Below are 15,820 nucleotides of genomic sequence, written 5' to 3' on the forward strand. Positions count from 1 at the left end.
TCGATCCGCAAGCTCCACGCACTCTGGCGTCAGCCCTCTCGCGCCGACCCGCCGAGCCCGCTCGCGACCAGCTCCACGTACTCCCGCACCGCCGCGTCGTCGGGGGCGTTGTTCGGGTTGACCTCGGTCAGCACGATGCCGGCGAACCGGTCGCTGTCCGAGAACACGCGCAGGCTGGCCACGACCTCCGCCACGCTGAGTCCCCAGGGGGCGGCGTCGGGGTTGGGCATGTTCGCCAGCGGCAGGTGCAGGTGGCCGAGCACGTCGACATCGAGGTGGACGACGAAGCGCTCTCCCGCCGCCTCCGCCGCTGCGAGCGCCGCTTGCGCGGCCTCGACGGCATCCACGTGGATGCGCGTCGCCGGAACACGGACGAGTCCGAGCTGCTCCACCAGGGTGCGCTCGAGGTCGTCGCCGTCCTCCGGGAGCGCATCGCCGTAGAGGACCACCTCGCCCGGGCGCAGCAGCGGAGGCTCACCCTGCAGGGTCGTCAGGATCGGGTCGCTGCCCGGAAGAGCCAGCAGATGCGCCACTCCCATCGCGTCGACGTTGCCGTACGCGATGCGACCGGGCGTGTAGAGGTCGGGGCCGCCGTCCACGTACAGCAGCGCGGTCGGCGCACCCGCCCGTCGGAAGCCCGCCACCACGCCGAGGGTCACGGTGCAGTCGCCGCCGATCACCAGCGGCGTCCGCCCGGCGCCGATCACCGCAGCCACCGCGCCCGCCGTCTCCACGGCGACCCGATGCACCTCGCCGATGTTCTGCCGGTCGGGATTCGCCGGATCGGGTCGCCGCCGGAAGCCGGGCACATCCCCGTAGTCGCGGAGGTCGTGTCCCTGCTCGCCGAGCAGCCCGATCAAGCCCGATTCACGGATCGCTGCCGGCGCCAGGTCCATGCCGGGCGTGTGACCGCCGGCACTCGACGGCACACCGACGACTCCCCAGTGTCGTGACCTGCTCACGCCCTCATCGTACGAGCGGACGGTTCGCCGGTGGAGGGGCTGCCGCCCGCATCCGCGCCGCCTGCATCCCCGCCACCCGCGCCCTCGTGGCCGATCGCCCGCAGGCTGCGGTCGAGCACGGTGATCAGCAGGAAGACCACCGAGATGCCGATGACGACCCAGCCGAGCACGTGCAGGCCACCGGTGGTGGCGTGGGCTCCGTAGACGTTGCCGTAGACGACGGACGCGACGATGGCGCCCAGGTAGAAGAAGGTGCGCAACAGCCCGGCCGAGGACGCGATCCGCTCCGGCTCGGCCTGGTGGTACAGCGTGTTCTGGATCGCGAGATTGTTGAGTCCCTGCGGGATGCCGAGCACGAGCATCGTGACGACGAGGAACCAGATCGGCGTCGTCCCGCCCATGAACAGCACGAGGATGCCGGCGGCGAGCTGCGCGACCGAACCGATCAGGAGCTTCCAGAGCACCTCAGGACGACGGCCGAAGGCCAGCGCGACCCCGATTCCCGCGGCGAACACGGGCAGCAGCACGAGGCCGGCCGCCGTCGGGCTGAGCGTCCGGCCCTCCTCCAGCCACTGCGTGAACCCGTAGACGAACGTGTAGGAGATCGTCGCGGTGAGCAGCGAGCGCGTGTACGTCAGCAGCAGCGGCCCGTTGCCGCCGAGCACGCGCAGATCGATGAAGGGCGCATCCACCCGGAGCTCCCACCAGACCAGGCCGGTGCCCGCGACCAGCGCCACGGCGACCATCCACAGCGTCGCCACCGAGATGTTCTGCAGGAAGACCAGCAGGGCGAGCATCGTCACCGCGAAGAAGAGGATGCCGAGGCAGTCGATGCGGGGCCGCTGGTCGCGCGGCGGCTCCAGGCCCGTCGTACGCGGGAGGAGGATCCAGCCCAGGATGACACTGGCGACGCCGAGCGGGAGGTTCACGGCGAACGTGGCGCGCCATCCCCAGGCTCCGATGAGCAGACCGCCGAGGGTCGGGCCGATGACCGCGACCGTCTGCGTCGTCACCGAGAGGACCGTGAGGATGACGGCGGGCGACGCGACGCCGGTGCGCTGCCCCTCCGCGCGGATCATGTGCATCGCCGCCGGATAGCCCGCACACGTGCCCAGGCCCAGCACGACCCGCGCGACCACCAGCCACCAGATGCTGTCGTGGGACGCCGGGATGAGGAGGCCGATCGCGCCCGCCACCGCCACCAGCGCGCCGCCCGCGAGGAACAGTCGCTTCACGCCGTAGATGTCGACCAGCCGTCCGACCAGCGGCTGGCCGATGGCCGTGGCGAGGTAGAGGGCGGACACCAGCCACACGGTCTCGGACGCCGGCGCCCCGAGCGCGATCCCGATGGGGGCGAGCGCCACCGCGATGATGGCGGTGTTGACGGGATTGAGAACCGCCCCCAGCATCATCGGCGCGAGCAGGCGCCGATCGAAGCGATGGGGCGGCGGAGGCTTGAGAGCCATCAGTCGAGGATCCGTTCGAGGATCGCGGTCGCGGCTGCCAGCGTGATCAGCTCTGCTTTCGACGCCTGCTCGGACAGCGCCTGGTCGAGCCAGGCGAGGCCCGCCTCCTTCTGGCCGGCGACCTGCGCCCATCCCGCCTCGGTCAGGTCGACGATCTGCCGACGACCGTCGTTCGGGTCCTGGCTGCGGGTGACGAAGCCCAGCGCCTCCAGCGCCTCCACGATCGCCGCCATCGACTGCGGGCGCACCCGTTCGGCCATCGCCAGCGCGCTCACCGTCGACACGCCGCCCTTGCTGAGGCGTGACAGTGCCGACGCCTGCGAGGGCGTGATGGCGTCGGATGTGGCCTCGCGCAGCTTGCGAAGAAGCCGGGCGAGCACCGCCCGGAGGTCGACGGCGATCTGTTGCGGTGTCACATCCGGTTGACCTGTGCTCATATCGACAGTCTAAACTGCACAGTTGTACCTGTCTAGATTCGTCGAGAGGATCCCCGATGACCACCGCCCTGCTGCTGATGGACTTCCAGAACGGCATCGCCGGCCGCCCCGGCTTCGAGCCGACGGTCGAGGCGGCCGCCCGAGCCCTCGCCACCGCACGCGACCACGGCATCCCGCCGGTCTTCGTCCGCGTCGCCTTCCGTCCCGGCTACCCGGAGATCACCGCCTCCAACCTGGCGTTCGGCGGCCGCGCGGCGAGCGCCGGCGACGCCATGCTGGTCGACAACCCTGCGACCCAGGTCGTGGACGCGCTCGCACCACGCGGCCAGGAGGCGGTCGTGGTGAAGAAGCGCGTCTCCGCCTTCGCGGGAAGCGACCTGGAGGTGCTGCTGCGCGGCCTCGGCGCCGACGAGCTCGTGCTCGCGGGCATCGCGACCAGCGGCGTCGTGCTGTCGACGCTGCGCCAGGCGGCCGACCTCGACTACCGGCTCACCGTGCTCGCCGACGCGTGCGGCGACGCCGACCCCGAGGTGCACCGCGTGCTCACCGAAAAGGTCTTCCCACGCCAGGCCGCCGTCACCACCGTCGACGAGTGGGCCGCGGCGCTCTGAGTCGACGGACATGGGGCACGATGGGGGGATGACGACCGCACGCGTGATCTCGGTGAACAGCGACGGCGACCACCGCTTCTCGAAGCCGCCGCAGGAGTCCATCACCCTGGTCGCCGGCCTCGGTGTCGAAGGGGATGCGCACTTCGGCGCGACGGTGCAGCACCTCTCCCGCGTGCGGCGCGACCCGACGCAGCCGAACCTGCGCCAGGTCCACCTCATCCACCGCGAGCTCTTCGACGAGGTGACGGCCGACGTCGCGCCGGGCCAGCTCGGCGAGAACGTGACGACCGACGGGCTCGAGCTGCTGGGCCTTCCGCGCGGCACCCGCCTGCACCTGGGCGAGGAGGCCGTCGTCGAGCTGACCGGGCTGCGCAACCCGTGCGTCCAGATCGACCGGTTCGAGCCCGGCCTGCTCAAGGAAGTCGTGGGCACCGACGCCGACGGCGCCACGGTCCGCAAGGCCGGGGTCATGGCCGTCGTCGTGACCGGCGGCATCGTGCGGCCCGGCGACGCCATCGACGTGCGCCTTCCGGCGGAGCCGTTCGAGGCGCTCGCACCGGTCTGAGCCGCCGATTTCCGCGCTCGAAAGGGAAATGGAACCTTTCCGCCCCGTCCGGACATCTCTCTATAGGGACACGGATCAGGACGGCGAGAAGGGGCGCCCGCTGAACGTGCATCCCTGCTCCGGGGGCCTGAACTTCCGTCCACCGGACGAGGACCGGGCCGCGCACCGTACCGGGGGGTTGGTGCGCGGCCCCCTCGTGGGCACGGAGCGCTATGCCGCCGATCGCGCGGCGGCCGGACGACGGCGGAGAGACGCGTCGCCGACCTCAGGGCCGCGGTAGACCATATCCATCGCGCCGATGCTCTCGCCGGGCGGCACGATCGCGTCGATCCGGTCGAGCACGTCGTCCGACAGTGCGACATCCACCCCGGCGAGCGTGTCCTCCAACTGCTCCATCGTGCGCGGTCCCGCGATCGCCGAGGTGACGCCCGGGTGCGCGATGACGAAGGCCATGGCCAGGTGGGTGAGCTTCACGCCGACCTCATCGGAGAGCTGGATGAGCTCCTCGACCGCCGCCAGCCGGCGCTCGTCGCGGAAGTGACGCATCCCCGTCCGGGTCGACCGGAAGTTGTCGTTCTCGCCGCCGGCCCGGTAGCGGCCGGTGAGCGTTCCACCCGCCAGCGGGCTGTAGACGAGAGTTCCCATGCCGTAGCGCTGGGCGACCGGGAGGATCTCGCGCTCGATCTCGCGGTCGAGGATGGAGTAGTTCGGCTGCTCGGTGCGGAACCGCTCGTAGCCGCGGCGCTCCGACATCCACTGCGCCTCGACGATCTCCGAGCCGCGCATCGAGGACGAGCCGATCGCCCGCACTTTGCCCTGCCGCACCAGGTCGGTGAGTGCGGAGAGGGTCTCGTCGATGTCGGTGTCCGGGTCCGGCCGGTGCAACTGGTAGAGGTCGATGTGGTCCGTCTTCAGGTTCCGGAGCGAGCGCTCGACGGCCTGCATGATCCAGCGCCGGGATGCGCCGCGGTGATTGATGTCGTCGTCGACCGGTCCCCAGAACTTGGTGGCGAGCACGACGTCGTCGCGGCGGCCGGCGATGGCCTCGCCGACGACCTCTTCGGAGTCGCCGTAGCGGTCCGCGGTGTCGATGAAGTTGATGCCGGCGTCGAGCGCGCGGTGGATGATGCGGACACCGTCCGCGCGATCGGGGTTTCCGAGCGCCCCGAGCATCATCGCGCCGAGCGCGTACGGGCTGACCTTGATGCCGGTGCGGCCGAGAGTTCGATACTGCATTGCTTCTGCTCCAGATGTGATGAGGCCGTGGCACGGGCGTCTGCCGTGCTCTAGAATCCGAAGAAGCGGAACGTCACTCCGGATACGTCGAACTGTACCGGAACAGTGTTCCACTTACAACACCCGTCGTTTCAGCCTGCCACCGGAGGAGTCGCCATGGCCGCCAGCACCCGCACCTCGGCGACCTCGGACGCCGTCGCGCCCGCGGCGAACCGGCCGAAGCGCTCCGACGCCCGCCAGAACGTCACCGCGCTGACCGAGGCCGCGAAGGCGGTCTTCGCCGAGTCCGGAGTGGAGGCACCCGTGCGCGCCATCGCCGACCGCGCGGGCGTCGGCGTCGGGACGCTCTACCGGCACTTCCCCCTGCGGTCGGACCTCATCTCCGCGGTCTTCCGCGCCGAGATCGACGCCTGCGCCGACGCGGCGACCGAGATCGAGGCGAGCTACCCGCCGGGCGAGGCGCTGGATCGCTGGATCATGCGCTACACGCAGTTCGTCGGCACGAAGCGCGGCCTCGCGGCGGCACTCCACTCCGGCGACCCCGCCTACGAGCCGCTGGCCGACTACTTCTCCACACACCTCGCCCCGACGCTCGATCGCCTCCTCGCCGCGGCGCGAGCGGCCGGCGACATCGAGCAGGAGGTGGATGCGGCGGAGCTGCTCGGCGCCGTCGCCAACCTCTGCCACGGCGCCGGCCCGAAGGGCGGGGTCTCGCCGCGAGCCGACCGCATGGTGCGCATCCTGCTGGCCGGGCTGCGGGCGCCCGCCGACGAGGTCTGAGCGGCCCGACGCGACCGCCGATCCGTCAGGCCGGTTCGGCGAGGAGTTCCGGATAGCCGGCCGTCGTGAGCCACTCCCGCATCGTTTCGCGGCTCTGGGAGAGGCAGCGCAACCGTTCCTCGACGCGCGCGAGTTCCTCCGCAACCTCTCCGGCGACCGTCCGGGTGCACTGAGCGGCAGACACGGTTCCCCGCACGCCCTCCATGTCGAGGAGCATGCGGATGAGCCGGGTCGTCATCCCCGAGGCGAGCAGGCCGCGGATCCGCAGGACGGTGTCGACATCCTCTTCGGCGCAGTCCCGATATCCGTTGGGCGACCGCGTCGACTCGAGAAGCCCCTGCTCCTCGTAGTAGCGCAGGAGACGGGTGGCGACACCCGTGCGCCGGGAGAGCTCACCGATTCTCATGCCGTTCCTCCCCATCCACTTGACCTTCTCATCGATGTCAATGTTTACGGTACGAGCATGACAGCATCCCCGGCAAGCATCGCCTCGTCTCCGACCGCCCGCACGCGGACGCCGCTTCTGCTCGGCCTCGGCCTCGCCCTGTTCGCCTCCGTCAGCACCGAACTCCTCCCTCCCGCGCTCATCCTCGGGATGTCCTCGACTCTCGGCGTCGACGCATCAGCCGTGGGCGCGCTGGTCGCGGTGTGGGCCGTCACGATCGTCATCGGCACGGTGCCCGCCATGCAGGTCACCCGGCACGTGCCCCGCAAGCCGCTGCTGGTCGTTTCGCTCGCCGTACTCGCGGTCGCGACCGTCGTCGTCGCCGTCGTCCCCGTCTTCGCCGTCGTGGTCGTGGCACGCCTCGTCTCGGCGCTCGCGGCCGCCGTGTCGTGGTCGGTCGTCTTCGCATACGTTCCGATGCTGACCCCGCCGGAACGGCTGGGCCGGGCCATGGCCGTCGTCCTCGGTGGCGGAACCCTCGCCTCCGTCCTCGGGGTCCCGGCGGGCGCCGCCCTGGCCGCGGCGGGTGCGTGGCAATGGGCTTTCCTGGGCGCGGCCGGCCTCGTGATCGTCTCCGCCCTCGTGCTCGCCATGGGCCTTCCCCGGCTGCCGGGAGCAGCTACGGGAGGGACGCGGACCCGCTCCCTCGATCGCTCGGCGATCCCGGTGGCCGCGCTTCTCTCGGCAGGCGCGCTCCTGTTGACGGGGTACATGACCCTGTACGCGTACATCGTGCCGGTGCTGGGCGCTGCCCGGATCGGTCCGGACGGTGTCGGTACCGTGCTGCTGATGGCCGGCCTCGCCGGCGCCGTCGCACTCCTCCTCGGCGGAGCGCTGAGCGACCGGTATCCGGCAACCGCGCTGCTTGCCCTGGTCGCCGCCGTGCCGACTGGGATCCTGCTGATCACCATCGCGCCGGCATCCGGACTCCCTCAGCCGCTGGCCGCGGCGGGCACCGCGCTCGTCGGGTTCGGGATCGGCGGCCTGCCTCCTGTCCTTCAGGCGCGGGTGGCGAGGACGGCGTCTGCGACGTTCCGCCCGACGGCGACCGGCCTCTTCGTCGTCGTCCTGAACATCGGGATCGCCGCCGGCTCCGCGATGGGCGGCGTTCTCATCGCGACCTCAGGGCGCGGCACCGTAGCGCCCGTCGCGCTTCTGCTGGCGGGAGCCGCGGTGGTGGCATTCGCCGCTCTGGTCGCATGTCCCGCTCGCGGGCGAACTTTCCCCTAGTGTTCCGGCGACATCGGTGCGAACATATGAGGGTTCGCCCCAGACCCCGGCGATGTTGTCCCCGAATTCTTTCGGCGCATCACCCGGGTCGGGCCCGGGTGACCGTCGTTCGGGTACGCCGCCATCCGGGTCCCGCCGCGGCAGGCGTATCAACAGTGGGATGCGACGCACCCGAGCTGTCGCAGACCAGGGAGTCGCGCGACTCCCGCGAGACGGGGGCCTGGTGACCCGACACCGGGCTCCCGTCGACGCGTGCGGCCACCGGTCGCTTCCTGGGGCCCGCTTCCGCGTACGGTGGTCGAGTGAGCTCTGACCTGATCCCGTCGATGCCGGCTCGGCGGGCGGCGGTCGTGTTCAACCCGAGCAAGGTCCAGGTCGCCGCCCTGCGCACCGCCGTCGCCACGGAGGAGTCCGCGGGCGCATGGGCGGATTCGGCGTGGTTCGAGACCAGCGCGGCCGACGACGGGCGCGCCGCCGTCCTGGATGCGGCCGCATCCGAGCCCGAGCTGATCGTCGTCGCGGGCGGCGACGGAACGCTGCGAGCGGCCGCGGAGGCTCTGGCGGGCACGGGCATCCCGATCGGCCTCATCCCCTCGGGCACCGGCAACCTGTTCGCCCGCGAGCTGGGCCTGCCGCTGAACAACCTGCGCGCGGCCGTCACCGTCGCCTTCACCGGCCGCGACCGTCTGGTCGATCTGGGTCTGGCGACGCTCGAACGGCCGGACGGCGAGTCGGTGGAGCGCGCGTTCCTCGTCATGGCCGGGATCGGACTGGACGCCCAGATGGCCGCGAAGACCAACCAGGAGCTGAAGAAGCGCATCGGCTGGCTCGCGTACTCGGACCCGATCGCCCGCAGCATCCTCGGCAACCGGCAGTTCGACCTCACCTTCCGCCTGGACGACGAGCCGGAGGTGTCGACCCGCGCCCACACCGTCATCGTCGGGAACTCGGGCAGCCTCACCGCCGGACTGCTGCTGATCCCGGCCGCGACCATCGACGACGGGATGCTGGACGCCGTCATCCTGCGGCCCGGGCGCGGCGCAGGCTGGACGAACATCGGCTACCGCCTGACCTTCAACCGCCTGCTGCACCGGACCGGATTCGGCCGGTTCGTCGGCCGACTGACGCCCGAGCCGCGGGCGATCCGGTACGCGCAGGCGCGCAAGCTGCAGGTGCGGTTCGAGGAACCGCAGGAGATCCAGCTCGACGGCGACCCCAATGGCTCGGTGATCGCGGCGACGCTGACCGTGACGCATCACGCGCTGACCATGCGGGTGCGGGCGGAGGCACGCGGGCGATGACCAGACCGTCGGCCTCCTTCCATCGCGGACTCGCACTCCTCGTCGCCGCCACGTTCTTCATGGAGAACCTGGACGGCACGATCATCCAGACCGCCGCGCCCACGATGGCGCGCGAGTTCGGGGTCGCCCCCGCCGAGCTGAGCATCGCGATGGTCGCCTACCTGCTCGCGGTCGCCGCGGGCATCCCGGCCACCGGATGGCTCTCCGTGCGCATCGGGATCCGGCCGGTGCTGCTCACCGCGATCGTCGTCTTCACGGTCGCGTCGGTGCTCTGCGCCTTCGCGCCGACCCTGACCCTGCTGACGCTCGCCCGCGTCCTGCAGGGGATCGGCGGGGCCCTCATGGTCCCGGTCGGACGGCTGGCCGTCCTGAGCGGGACGGAACCGCGCGACCTCCTGGATGCGATCGCCTACCTCACCTGGCCCGCGCTGATCGCGCCCGTGATCGCACCCGCACTGGGCGGCATCCTCACCGACACCGTCGGCTGGCGGTGGATCTTCCTCATCAACGTGCCCCTCGGGATCGCGGCCGTCGTCGCCGGGCTGAGCCTCATCCCGCACTCCGAGCCGCAGCGGGGAACGCCGTTCGATGTGCGCGGGTACCTGACGATCGCGTTCGCCCTCATCCTGCTGACCGCCGGGGCGGAAGCGCTCAGCGCCGACGATCCCGCCCTGGAGATCGTGGGCGCCGTGGCGATCGTCGGCTCCGCCGGTGTCGTGTGGGCGAACATCGTCGCGTCTCGACAGCGCACGGACACCCTCTTCGACTGGAGCGTGCTCCGGCGGACCACCTTCCGCGCCGGCAACCTCAGCGGCGGCGTGTACCGGATGATCATCACAGGAGCGCCGTTCCTGTTCACCCTCCTGTTCCAGCTCGCCTACGGCTGGAGCGCGACCGTCGCCGGGCTCATGGTCATCGCCGTCTTCGTCGGCAACCTCGGCATCAAGCCCTTCACGACGCCGTTGATCCGGCGGTTCGGCTTCCGCCGCATCCTCATCTGGTCGAACGGGCTCGGGATGCTGGTGCTCCTCGCTTTCGTGGCGATCGGTCCCGACGCCCCGGTTCCCGTGCTGATCCTGCTGCTGATCGTGAGCGGGGTGTTCCGCTCGGTCGGGTTCAGTGCGTACAACACGCTCCAGTTCGCCGACATCGAGCCGGAGGAGACCACGAACGCGAACACCCTGGCGTCCGCGTTGCAGCAGGTCGCGGTGGCGCTCGGCCTGGCGGTCGTTGCGGTGTTCGTGCGCGCATCGACGGCGGTGTCGGAGGGCGTGACGGGGTCGCCGCTGCCCGGCTACCACTGGGCGTTCGCGCTGGCGGCGGCGCTGCTCGTGCTTCCGCTGGTCGGGGCGTTCCGCCTCCCGCACGACGCGGGCGCCCGGGCGATCGTGCGGCGCTAACGGGCGTCACTCGGGCATTCATCGACCGGCGGACTCAATCCGAGAAGATTCTCCTGTTGGATTCGCAGAACGGATGCGGCCTAGCATCGCGATGACCACGCTTCAGCGGTGCGAAAGGAACGACAGTGCAGTTCAGATACCTGGGAAACTCCGGCTTCAAGATCTCCGAGATCACCTACGGAAACTGGTTGACCCACGGCTCGCAGGTGGAGAACGACACGGCCGCCGCCTGCGTGCGCGCCGCCCTCGACTCCGGCATCTCGACCTTCGACACGGCCGACGTCTACGCCAACACGATGGCCGAGACCGTCCTCGGCGAGGCCCTCAAGGGGGAGCGCCGCCAGTCGCTGGAGATCTTCACCAAGGTGTTCGGCCCGACCGGCCCGAAGGGCCACAACGACGTCGGGCTCTCGCGCAAGCACATCCTCGAGTCGATCGACGGATCCCTGCAGCGCCTCCAGACCGACTACGTGGACCTCTACCAGGCTCACCGCTACGACGTCGAGACGCCCCTCGAGGAGACGATGCAGGCGTTCGCCGACGTCGTCCGCGCGGGCAAGGCGCTCTACATCGGCGTCAGCGAGTGGACGGCCGACCAGCTGCGCGCCGGCCACGCGCTGGCCAAGGAGCTGAACATCCAGCTGATCTCGAACCAGCCGGAGTACTCGGCGCTGTGGCGGGTCATCGAGGCGGAGGTCGTGCCGACCTCGAAGGAGCTCGGCATCTCGCAGGTCGTCTGGTCGCCCGTCGCACAGGGCGTGCTGAGCGGCAAGTACCGTCCGGGTGCGCCGCTGCCCGAGGGCAGCCGCGCCACCGACGAGAAGGGCGGCGCTGGGGCGGTCAAGCGCTGGCTGACCGATGACGTGCTGACCCGCGTGCAGGAGCTCACGCCGATCGCGCAGGAGCTCGACCTCACGCCGGCGCAGCTCGCTGTCGCCTGGGTGCTGCAGAACGACAACGTGGCCACGGCGATCATCGGCGCCTCCCGCCCCGAGCAGGTCGTCGAGAACGTCAAGGCCTCCGGCGTGACGATCCCCGCCGAACTGCTCGCCCGCATCGACGAGGTGCTCGGCGGCGCGGTCGAGCGCGACCCGTCGCACACGGCGACGCGGTCGCCGAAGACCCGGGAGGCCTGAGCCGCGGGGGCGGCCGCGGCGCACGCGCTAGCGATACGCGACGCTGAGGTTCAGACTCGTGTCGCGCAGCAGCGTCGTGTCGCCGCGGCGCAACTGCGGGTTCAGGTAGAACAACTGGTCCTGGGTGATCCCGAAGCGATCCGCGACCGCCTGCGAATTGTCGTTGCCCCAGACGGCGTAGGCGGCGGGTTGCCCGTCGTACAGGCTCACGGTTCCACGGGCGTATGGCCGGGGTCCGGAATCCTTCACGGTGAGGCCGGGGTAGAAGTCCGGGATGGTCCAGGTGATCGGCGCTGCTGCTTCGACCGTGCCGTTTATCACCAGCTCGACGCTGTTGAAGTACGACAGGTTGCCACGGTCTGTCCGCCCGCTCGAATCGAACGGCAAGACCTGGTCGCCGCTGGTCGCCTCGAGAACCCCGACGGGGTCGTCGTGCGCCGGCACGGTCGGCGCTCCGGCCGTCGCCCCGAACCGGTCGACACTGAGCGCGACGGTCGCTCCCTGTGCGGTCGTGCTGAACCCGCTGAGCACGACCTGGAACCGTAGGTCAGGTGCGACGCTGACCGTCACGTCCCCGGTTGCGTGCCCGTCGACATCGCCGAGCCTGCCCGTGCCCATCACGGTCCCCGCCGGCGGAAGGTACTGGAATTCGTCGGCGAGCCCGGTGTCGGCGGTCGGAGTCGGCATCGGGGTGGGGCTCGTCACCGCGACGGGATGTGCGGTGCGCGTCGGCGCGTCCTGGGCGGGCGCGACAGTGCATCCCACCGTCAGACCGCCGAGGAGCGCTAGGGCCGCCCCGGCCGCCGGCATCCTCTGACGGATTCCCCGCCGCATCCCCCGCACCACAGTGACACGCTGTCGGATGCGCCGGGCGAACGCAATGGCCGACCCGCCCATCCGGCGACTGGCTGAGAGCATTCGCAGACGCCGATCCGAGCGGAAAGACACGGGCGAAGCGTCGCGTGGCTACGCTGTCCACGCCTGTCAGGCTCACACCGCCGAGTACGCGTCCCCCGGGGCGCCATCACGAGAAGGATTGTCGCCCATGACCGACGACACCCCGTCGTTCCCGCCCGACGGCACGTCGCGTGACGCTGAGCCGACGCTGCCCCCGCACTTCCCTGGCGCGCTACCGGCGGTCCCTGCGCCCGAACCGCTGCCCTTCAGCAAGCCGGCGATCTGGGGTTTCGTCATCTCCTGCGTCAGCCTGTTCGTCTTCGGCTTCATCGGAGCCCTTGGCGCCGTCATCTCCGCGCGCGGTTTCCGCGCCGCCCGGCAGGGGATCGCCCGTGGCCGCGGGCTCGCGATCGCCGGCATGATCATCGGGACGGTCGGCTTCCTCTACTATGCGGTCGTTTTCATCCTGACGCGCTTCCCGTAGCGCCCGGAGGCTCCCCTCCCCGATTTCCGTCCTTGCCAGCAGGCGGCCCGGCGAGTTGAATGTGCGCGTCGAACCGTGTGGCGGGGAACGTGCTCACCTCCCCGCTGGACGACGCAGCGCACCCCTGGGGAGGGTCGGTGACGAGAACAGACGAGACAGCACCGCGGGAGGCCGCACCCGCCGCGAAGCTGTCCATGTTGACGATGACCGGGATGGTCGTCGGGTCGATGGTCGGAGCGGGCGTGTTCTCGCTCCCCCGCCGGTTCGCCCAGGAGACCGGGGTCGCCGGCTCGTTGATCGCGTGGTCGATCGCGGGCGTCGGGATGCTGATGCTCGCGTTCGTCTTCCAGATGCTCGCCAACCGGAAACCCGAGCTCGACGCCGGTGTGTACGCGTACGCGAAAGCCGGATTCGGCCAGTTCCTCGGCTTCTTCTCCGCGATCGGCTACTGGGCGAGCGCCGGGATGGGACTCGTCTTCTATTGGGTCTTCATCATGTCCACCATCGGCGCGGTCGCCCCCGCGCTGGGTGACGGCGACACCCTCCTCGCGATCGGGATCTCGTCGCTGGGGCTGTGGGGGTTTTTCTTTCTCATCCGCCGCGGCATCAAGGAAGCGGCGGTCATCAACCGCATCGTGACCGTGGCCAAGCTCGTTCCGATCGTCGTCTTCATCCTGCTCTGCCTGTTCGTGCTCAAACCGCAGGTGTTCGCCGAGAACTGGGGAGGGGCCGACTACGCCGGGTCGCTGTTCGACCAGGTGACCGGCACCATGCTGGTGACTGTCTTCGTCTTCCTCGGCGTGGAGGGGGCGAGCGTCTACTCCCGTCACGCGAAGCGGCGCGCCGACGTCGGCAAGGCGACGATCCTCGGGTTCCTCAGCGTCTTCGCCACCTTCGCGTCGGTGACCCTCGTGTCGTACGGCGTGCTGCCGATGGGCGAGATCGCGCAGCTGCGGCAGCCGTCGATGGCCGGCGTGCTGGCCGCCGCCGTGGGACCGTGGGGCGCCTGGTTCGTGAGCATCGGACTCGTCGTCTCGGTGCTGGGCGCCTACCTGGCCTGGTCGCTCATGGCGGCGGAGGTGCTGTTCGTCGCCGCCAAGGACAACGACATGCCGCGCTTCCTCTCGCGCTCGAACGCGGCCGACGTGCCCGTCCCCGCCCTGCTGATGACGGCGATCTTCGTGCAGGTGATCCTGGTGATCACCTACTTCTCGCACGACGCCTTCAACCTGGCGCTCGATCTCACCAGCGCGTTGACGCTCATCCCGTTCTTCCTGGTCGCCTGCTACGCGATGAAGCTGGTCATCACGAGGGAGACGTACGGCGACGCCCCGCGCGGCTGGGGGCGCGAGACGACCATCGCCGTCCTCGCGACCCTCTATACGGCGTACCTCATCTTCGCTGCGGGCGTGACCTTCGTGCTGCTCTCGTTCATCATCTACGCGCCGGCGACGGTGCTGTTCGTCATGGCGCGCCGCGAGCAAGGGCGGCGCGTCTTCACCGGTCGGGAGCTGATCATCCTGGCCGTCGCGGTCATCGGCGCGGTCACCGGCATCGTCGCCCTCGCCGCCGGCTGGATCAGCATCTGAGGTCTCATCCAAGGAGGAACGATGACGGATTCATCCCCAGCGCCCACGTACGGCGTCCATTCCGAGGTCGGCCGGCTGCGGAAGGTGCTCGTCTGCTCGCCCGGGCTCGCCCACCACCGGCTGACGCCGAGCAACGCCGACGACCTCCTCTTCGACGATGTGATGTGGGTGGACAACGCCATCCGGGATCACGCCGCATTCGTCGCCGACCTGCGCTCGAACGACGTCGACGTGGTGGAACTCCACGACCTCCTCGCCGAGACGGTCAGCGACCCGGACGCGAAGTCCTGGCTGCTCGATCGCAAGATCGTCGCAGGCGAGGTCGGTCTCGGCCTCATCGAGGGGACGCGCGCGTACCTCGACTCGCTCGCTCCCTCCGAACTCGCCCGCTACCTGATCGGCGGACTGGCCACCTCCGACCTTCCCGACGACTACCGGACGGACTACGTCGCCCTCGCCCGGGAGTCCACCGGCGTCCGCGAGTACCTGATGCCTCCCCTGCCGAACACGCTGTACACCCGCGACACCACCTGCTGGATCTACGGCGGAGTGACACTCAACCCCCTGTACTGGCCGGCCCGTCACGACGAGACACTGCTCATGAAGGCCGTCTACGGCTTCCACCCGGACTTCCGCGACGCCACCGTCTGGTGGGGCGACCCGGAGGCGGACTGGGGCCAGGCGACCCTCGAAGGTGGCGACGTCATGCCGGTCGGCAACGGCGTCGTCCTGATCGGGATGAGCGAGCGGACGTCGCGGCACGCGATCACGCAGGCGGCCGCAGCACTCTTCGCGCAGGGCGCCGCGACCCAGGTCATCGTCGCCGGGATGCCGAAGCTCCGCGCGGCCATGCACCTGGACACCGTGTTCACCTTCGCGGACCGCGACATCGTCACCCTCTACCCGAAGATCATGGATGCCGTTCACACGTTCACCCTCGTCCCGGAAGACGCCGCCCCCGGACTCCGGGTGATCGACCACGGCGACCGCGCCTTCGTGGACGTCGTCGCGGAGGCGCTCGGCCTTCCCCGGTTGCACGTCATCGAGACCGCCGGAGACAACTACGAATCGGAACGCCAGCAGTGGGACAGCGGCAACAACGCCGTCGCCCTACGCCCGGGCGTGGTGTACGCGTACGACCGGAACACGGCCACCAACGCGCTCCTGCGCGACGCGGGTGTCGAGGTCATCCCGATCGTCGGAGCGGAGCTCGGCCGGGGACGCGGGGGCGGCCACTGCATGACGTGCCCGATCATCCGCGATCCGGTGGAGTTCTGACGC

At 70.3% G+C, this 15,820-nt stretch carries 16 protein-coding genes; 10 read left to right on the plus strand and 6 right to left on the minus strand.

Annotated elements, in window-relative coordinates; all coding sequences use genetic code 11:
• Nucleotides 1–29: 29 nt before the first annotated feature.
• From ABIC47_RS04910 to ABIC47_RS04920, 3 genes are read right to left on the minus strand one after another with little or no spacing between them, the layout of a single operon-like run.
• On the minus strand, nucleotides 30–962 hold the full coding sequence (locus ABIC47_RS04910; protein ID WP_354477819.1) for an arginase family protein: 933 nt from the start codon (nucleotides 960–962) through the stop codon (nucleotides 30–32).
• Nucleotides 959–2,428, minus strand: coding sequence for an MFS transporter (locus tag ABIC47_RS04915; protein ID WP_354477822.1), 1,470 nt, complete (start codon nucleotides 2,426–2,428; stop codon nucleotides 959–961). Before ABIC47_RS04915 ends, ABIC47_RS04910 begins: the two co-directional genes overlap by 4 nt.
• On the minus strand, nucleotides 2,428–2,865 hold the full coding sequence (locus tag ABIC47_RS04920; RefSeq protein WP_231371199.1) for a MarR family winged helix-turn-helix transcriptional regulator: 438 nt from the start codon (nucleotides 2,863–2,865) through the stop codon (nucleotides 2,428–2,430). Before ABIC47_RS04920 ends, ABIC47_RS04915 begins: the two co-directional genes overlap by 1 nt.
• 56 nt (nucleotides 2,866–2,921) lie before the next feature.
• Here ABIC47_RS04920 and ABIC47_RS04925 point away from each other — a divergent pair, with 56 nt between their 5' ends.
• Nucleotides 2,922–3,476, plus strand: coding sequence for a cysteine hydrolase family protein (locus tag ABIC47_RS04925; RefSeq protein WP_354477825.1), 555 nt, complete (start codon nucleotides 2,922–2,924; stop codon nucleotides 3,474–3,476).
• Between the two features lie 28 nt (nucleotides 3,477–3,504).
• On the plus strand, nucleotides 3,505–4,041 hold the full coding sequence (locus ABIC47_RS04930; protein WP_018192552.1) for an MOSC domain-containing protein: 537 nt from the start codon (nucleotides 3,505–3,507) through the stop codon (nucleotides 4,039–4,041).
• Nucleotides 4,042–4,251: 210 nt separating this feature from the next.
• Here the strand turns inward: ABIC47_RS04930 and ABIC47_RS04935 are convergent, their stop codons facing one another.
• Nucleotides 4,252–5,277 carry an aldo/keto reductase gene (locus ABIC47_RS04935; RefSeq protein WP_354477828.1) on the minus strand — a complete coding sequence of 342 codons (1,026 nt, stop codon included), beginning with the start codon at nucleotides 5,275–5,277 and terminating at the stop codon, nucleotides 4,252–4,254.
• Nucleotides 5,278–5,433: 156 nt separating this feature from the next.
• Between ABIC47_RS04935 and ABIC47_RS04940 the strand changes: the two genes are divergently transcribed.
• On the plus strand, nucleotides 5,434–6,057 hold the full coding sequence (locus ABIC47_RS04940) for a TetR/AcrR family transcriptional regulator (RefSeq protein WP_354477831.1): 624 nt from the start codon (nucleotides 5,434–5,436) through the stop codon (nucleotides 6,055–6,057).
• Between the two features lie 25 nt (nucleotides 6,058–6,082).
• Here the strand turns inward: ABIC47_RS04940 and ABIC47_RS04945 are convergent, their stop codons facing one another.
• Complete coding sequence (locus ABIC47_RS04945) at nucleotides 6,083–6,463, minus strand: MerR family transcriptional regulator (RefSeq protein WP_354477834.1); 381 nt, start codon at nucleotides 6,461–6,463, stop codon at nucleotides 6,083–6,085.
• A 57-nt stretch (nucleotides 6,464–6,520) separates the two neighbouring features.
• Here ABIC47_RS04945 and ABIC47_RS04950 point away from each other — a divergent pair, with 57 nt between their 5' ends.
• The 4 genes from ABIC47_RS04950 (at nucleotide 6,521) to ABIC47_RS04965 (ending at nucleotide 11,569) form a co-directional block, all read left to right on the plus strand.
• Nucleotides 6,521–7,732, plus strand: coding sequence for an MFS transporter (locus ABIC47_RS04950; protein WP_354477837.1), 1,212 nt, complete (start codon nucleotides 6,521–6,523; stop codon nucleotides 7,730–7,732).
• A gap of 302 nt (nucleotides 7,733–8,034) precedes the next feature.
• Nucleotides 8,035–9,033: a diacylglycerol/lipid kinase family protein gene (locus tag ABIC47_RS04955; protein WP_354477840.1), complete on the plus strand. Its 999-nt coding sequence runs from the start codon at nucleotides 8,035–8,037 to the stop codon at nucleotides 9,031–9,033.
• On the plus strand, nucleotides 9,030–10,433 hold the full coding sequence (locus ABIC47_RS04960) for an MFS transporter (protein ID WP_354477842.1): 1,404 nt from the start codon (nucleotides 9,030–9,032) through the stop codon (nucleotides 10,431–10,433). Before ABIC47_RS04955 ends, ABIC47_RS04960 begins: the two co-directional genes overlap by 4 nt.
• A 125-nt stretch (nucleotides 10,434–10,558) precedes the next feature.
• The gene (locus tag ABIC47_RS04965) at nucleotides 10,559–11,569 is read left to right on the plus strand and encodes an aldo/keto reductase family protein (RefSeq protein WP_018192559.1); all 1,011 of its coding nucleotides are present in this window, start codon (nucleotides 10,559–10,561) and stop codon (nucleotides 11,567–11,569) included.
• Between the two features lie 27 nt (nucleotides 11,570–11,596).
• On the opposite strand, the gene ABIC47_RS04970 is transcribed toward ABIC47_RS04965, so the two are convergent.
• The gene (locus ABIC47_RS04970) at nucleotides 11,597–12,379 is read right to left on the minus strand and encodes a hypothetical protein (RefSeq protein WP_354477845.1); all 783 of its coding nucleotides are present in this window, start codon (nucleotides 12,377–12,379) and stop codon (nucleotides 11,597–11,599) included.
• 235 nt (nucleotides 12,380–12,614) lie between these two features.
• Here ABIC47_RS04970 and ABIC47_RS04975 point away from each other — a divergent pair, with 235 nt between their 5' ends.
• From ABIC47_RS04975 to ABIC47_RS04985, 3 genes are all read left to right on the plus strand, one after another.
• Nucleotides 12,615–12,950, plus strand: a complete 336-nt coding sequence (locus tag ABIC47_RS04975) for a DUF4190 domain-containing protein (RefSeq protein ID WP_354477847.1) — start codon at nucleotides 12,615–12,617, stop codon at nucleotides 12,948–12,950.
• Nucleotides 12,951–13,087: 137 nt separating this feature from the next.
• A complete protein-coding gene (locus ABIC47_RS04980) occupies nucleotides 13,088–14,539 on the plus strand; it encodes a basic amino acid/polyamine antiporter (RefSeq protein WP_029042920.1) in 1,452 nt (483 codons plus the stop codon).
• A 21-nt stretch (nucleotides 14,540–14,560) separates the two neighbouring features.
• Nucleotides 14,561–15,817 (plus strand): arginine deiminase, encoded by a 1,257-nt coding sequence (locus ABIC47_RS04985; RefSeq protein ID WP_018192563.1) that lies wholly within the window; start codon nucleotides 14,561–14,563, stop codon nucleotides 15,815–15,817.
• Nucleotides 15,818–15,820: the final 3 nt, after the last annotated feature.

The organism is Leifsonia sp. 563, assembly GCF_040545055.1.
Lineage (GTDB): Bacteria > Actinomycetota > Actinomycetes > Actinomycetales > Microbacteriaceae > Leifsonia.

Coding starts and splice junctions, on each gene's coding strand:
- ABIC47_RS04915 (WP_354477822.1), bottom strand. CDS start 2,428: ATGGCTCTCAAGCCTCCGCCGCCCCATCGCTTCGATCGGCGCCTGCTC.
- ABIC47_RS04920 (WP_231371199.1), bottom strand. CDS start 2,865: ATGAGCACAGGTCAACCGGATGTGACACCGCAACAGATCGCCGTCGAC.
- ABIC47_RS04925 (WP_354477825.1), top strand. CDS start 2,922: ATGACCACCGCCCTGCTGCTGATGGACTTCCAGAACGGCATCGCCGGC.
- ABIC47_RS04930 (WP_018192552.1), top strand. CDS start 3,505: ATGACGACCGCACGCGTGATCTCGGTGAACAGCGACGGCGACCACCGC.
- ABIC47_RS04935 (WP_354477828.1), bottom strand. CDS start 5,277: ATGCAGTATCGAACTCTCGGCCGCACCGGCATCAAGGTCAGCCCGTAC.
- ABIC47_RS04940 (WP_354477831.1), top strand. CDS start 5,434: ATGGCCGCCAGCACCCGCACCTCGGCGACCTCGGACGCCGTCGCGCCC.
- ABIC47_RS04945 (WP_354477834.1), bottom strand. CDS start 6,463: ATGAGAATCGGTGAGCTCTCCCGGCGCACGGGTGTCGCCACCCGTCTC.
- ABIC47_RS04950 (WP_354477837.1), top strand. CDS start 6,521: ATGACAGCATCCCCGGCAAGCATCGCCTCGTCTCCGACCGCCCGCACG.
- ABIC47_RS04960 (WP_354477842.1), top strand. CDS start 9,030: ATGACCAGACCGTCGGCCTCCTTCCATCGCGGACTCGCACTCCTCGTC.
- ABIC47_RS04970 (WP_354477845.1), bottom strand. CDS start 12,379: ATGCCGGCGGCCGGGGCGGCCCTAGCGCTCCTCGGCGGTCTGACGGTG.
- ABIC47_RS04975 (WP_354477847.1), top strand. CDS start 12,615: ATGACCGACGACACCCCGTCGTTCCCGCCCGACGGCACGTCGCGTGAC.
- ABIC47_RS04985 (WP_018192563.1), top strand. CDS start 14,561: ATGACGGATTCATCCCCAGCGCCCACGTACGGCGTCCATTCCGAGGTC.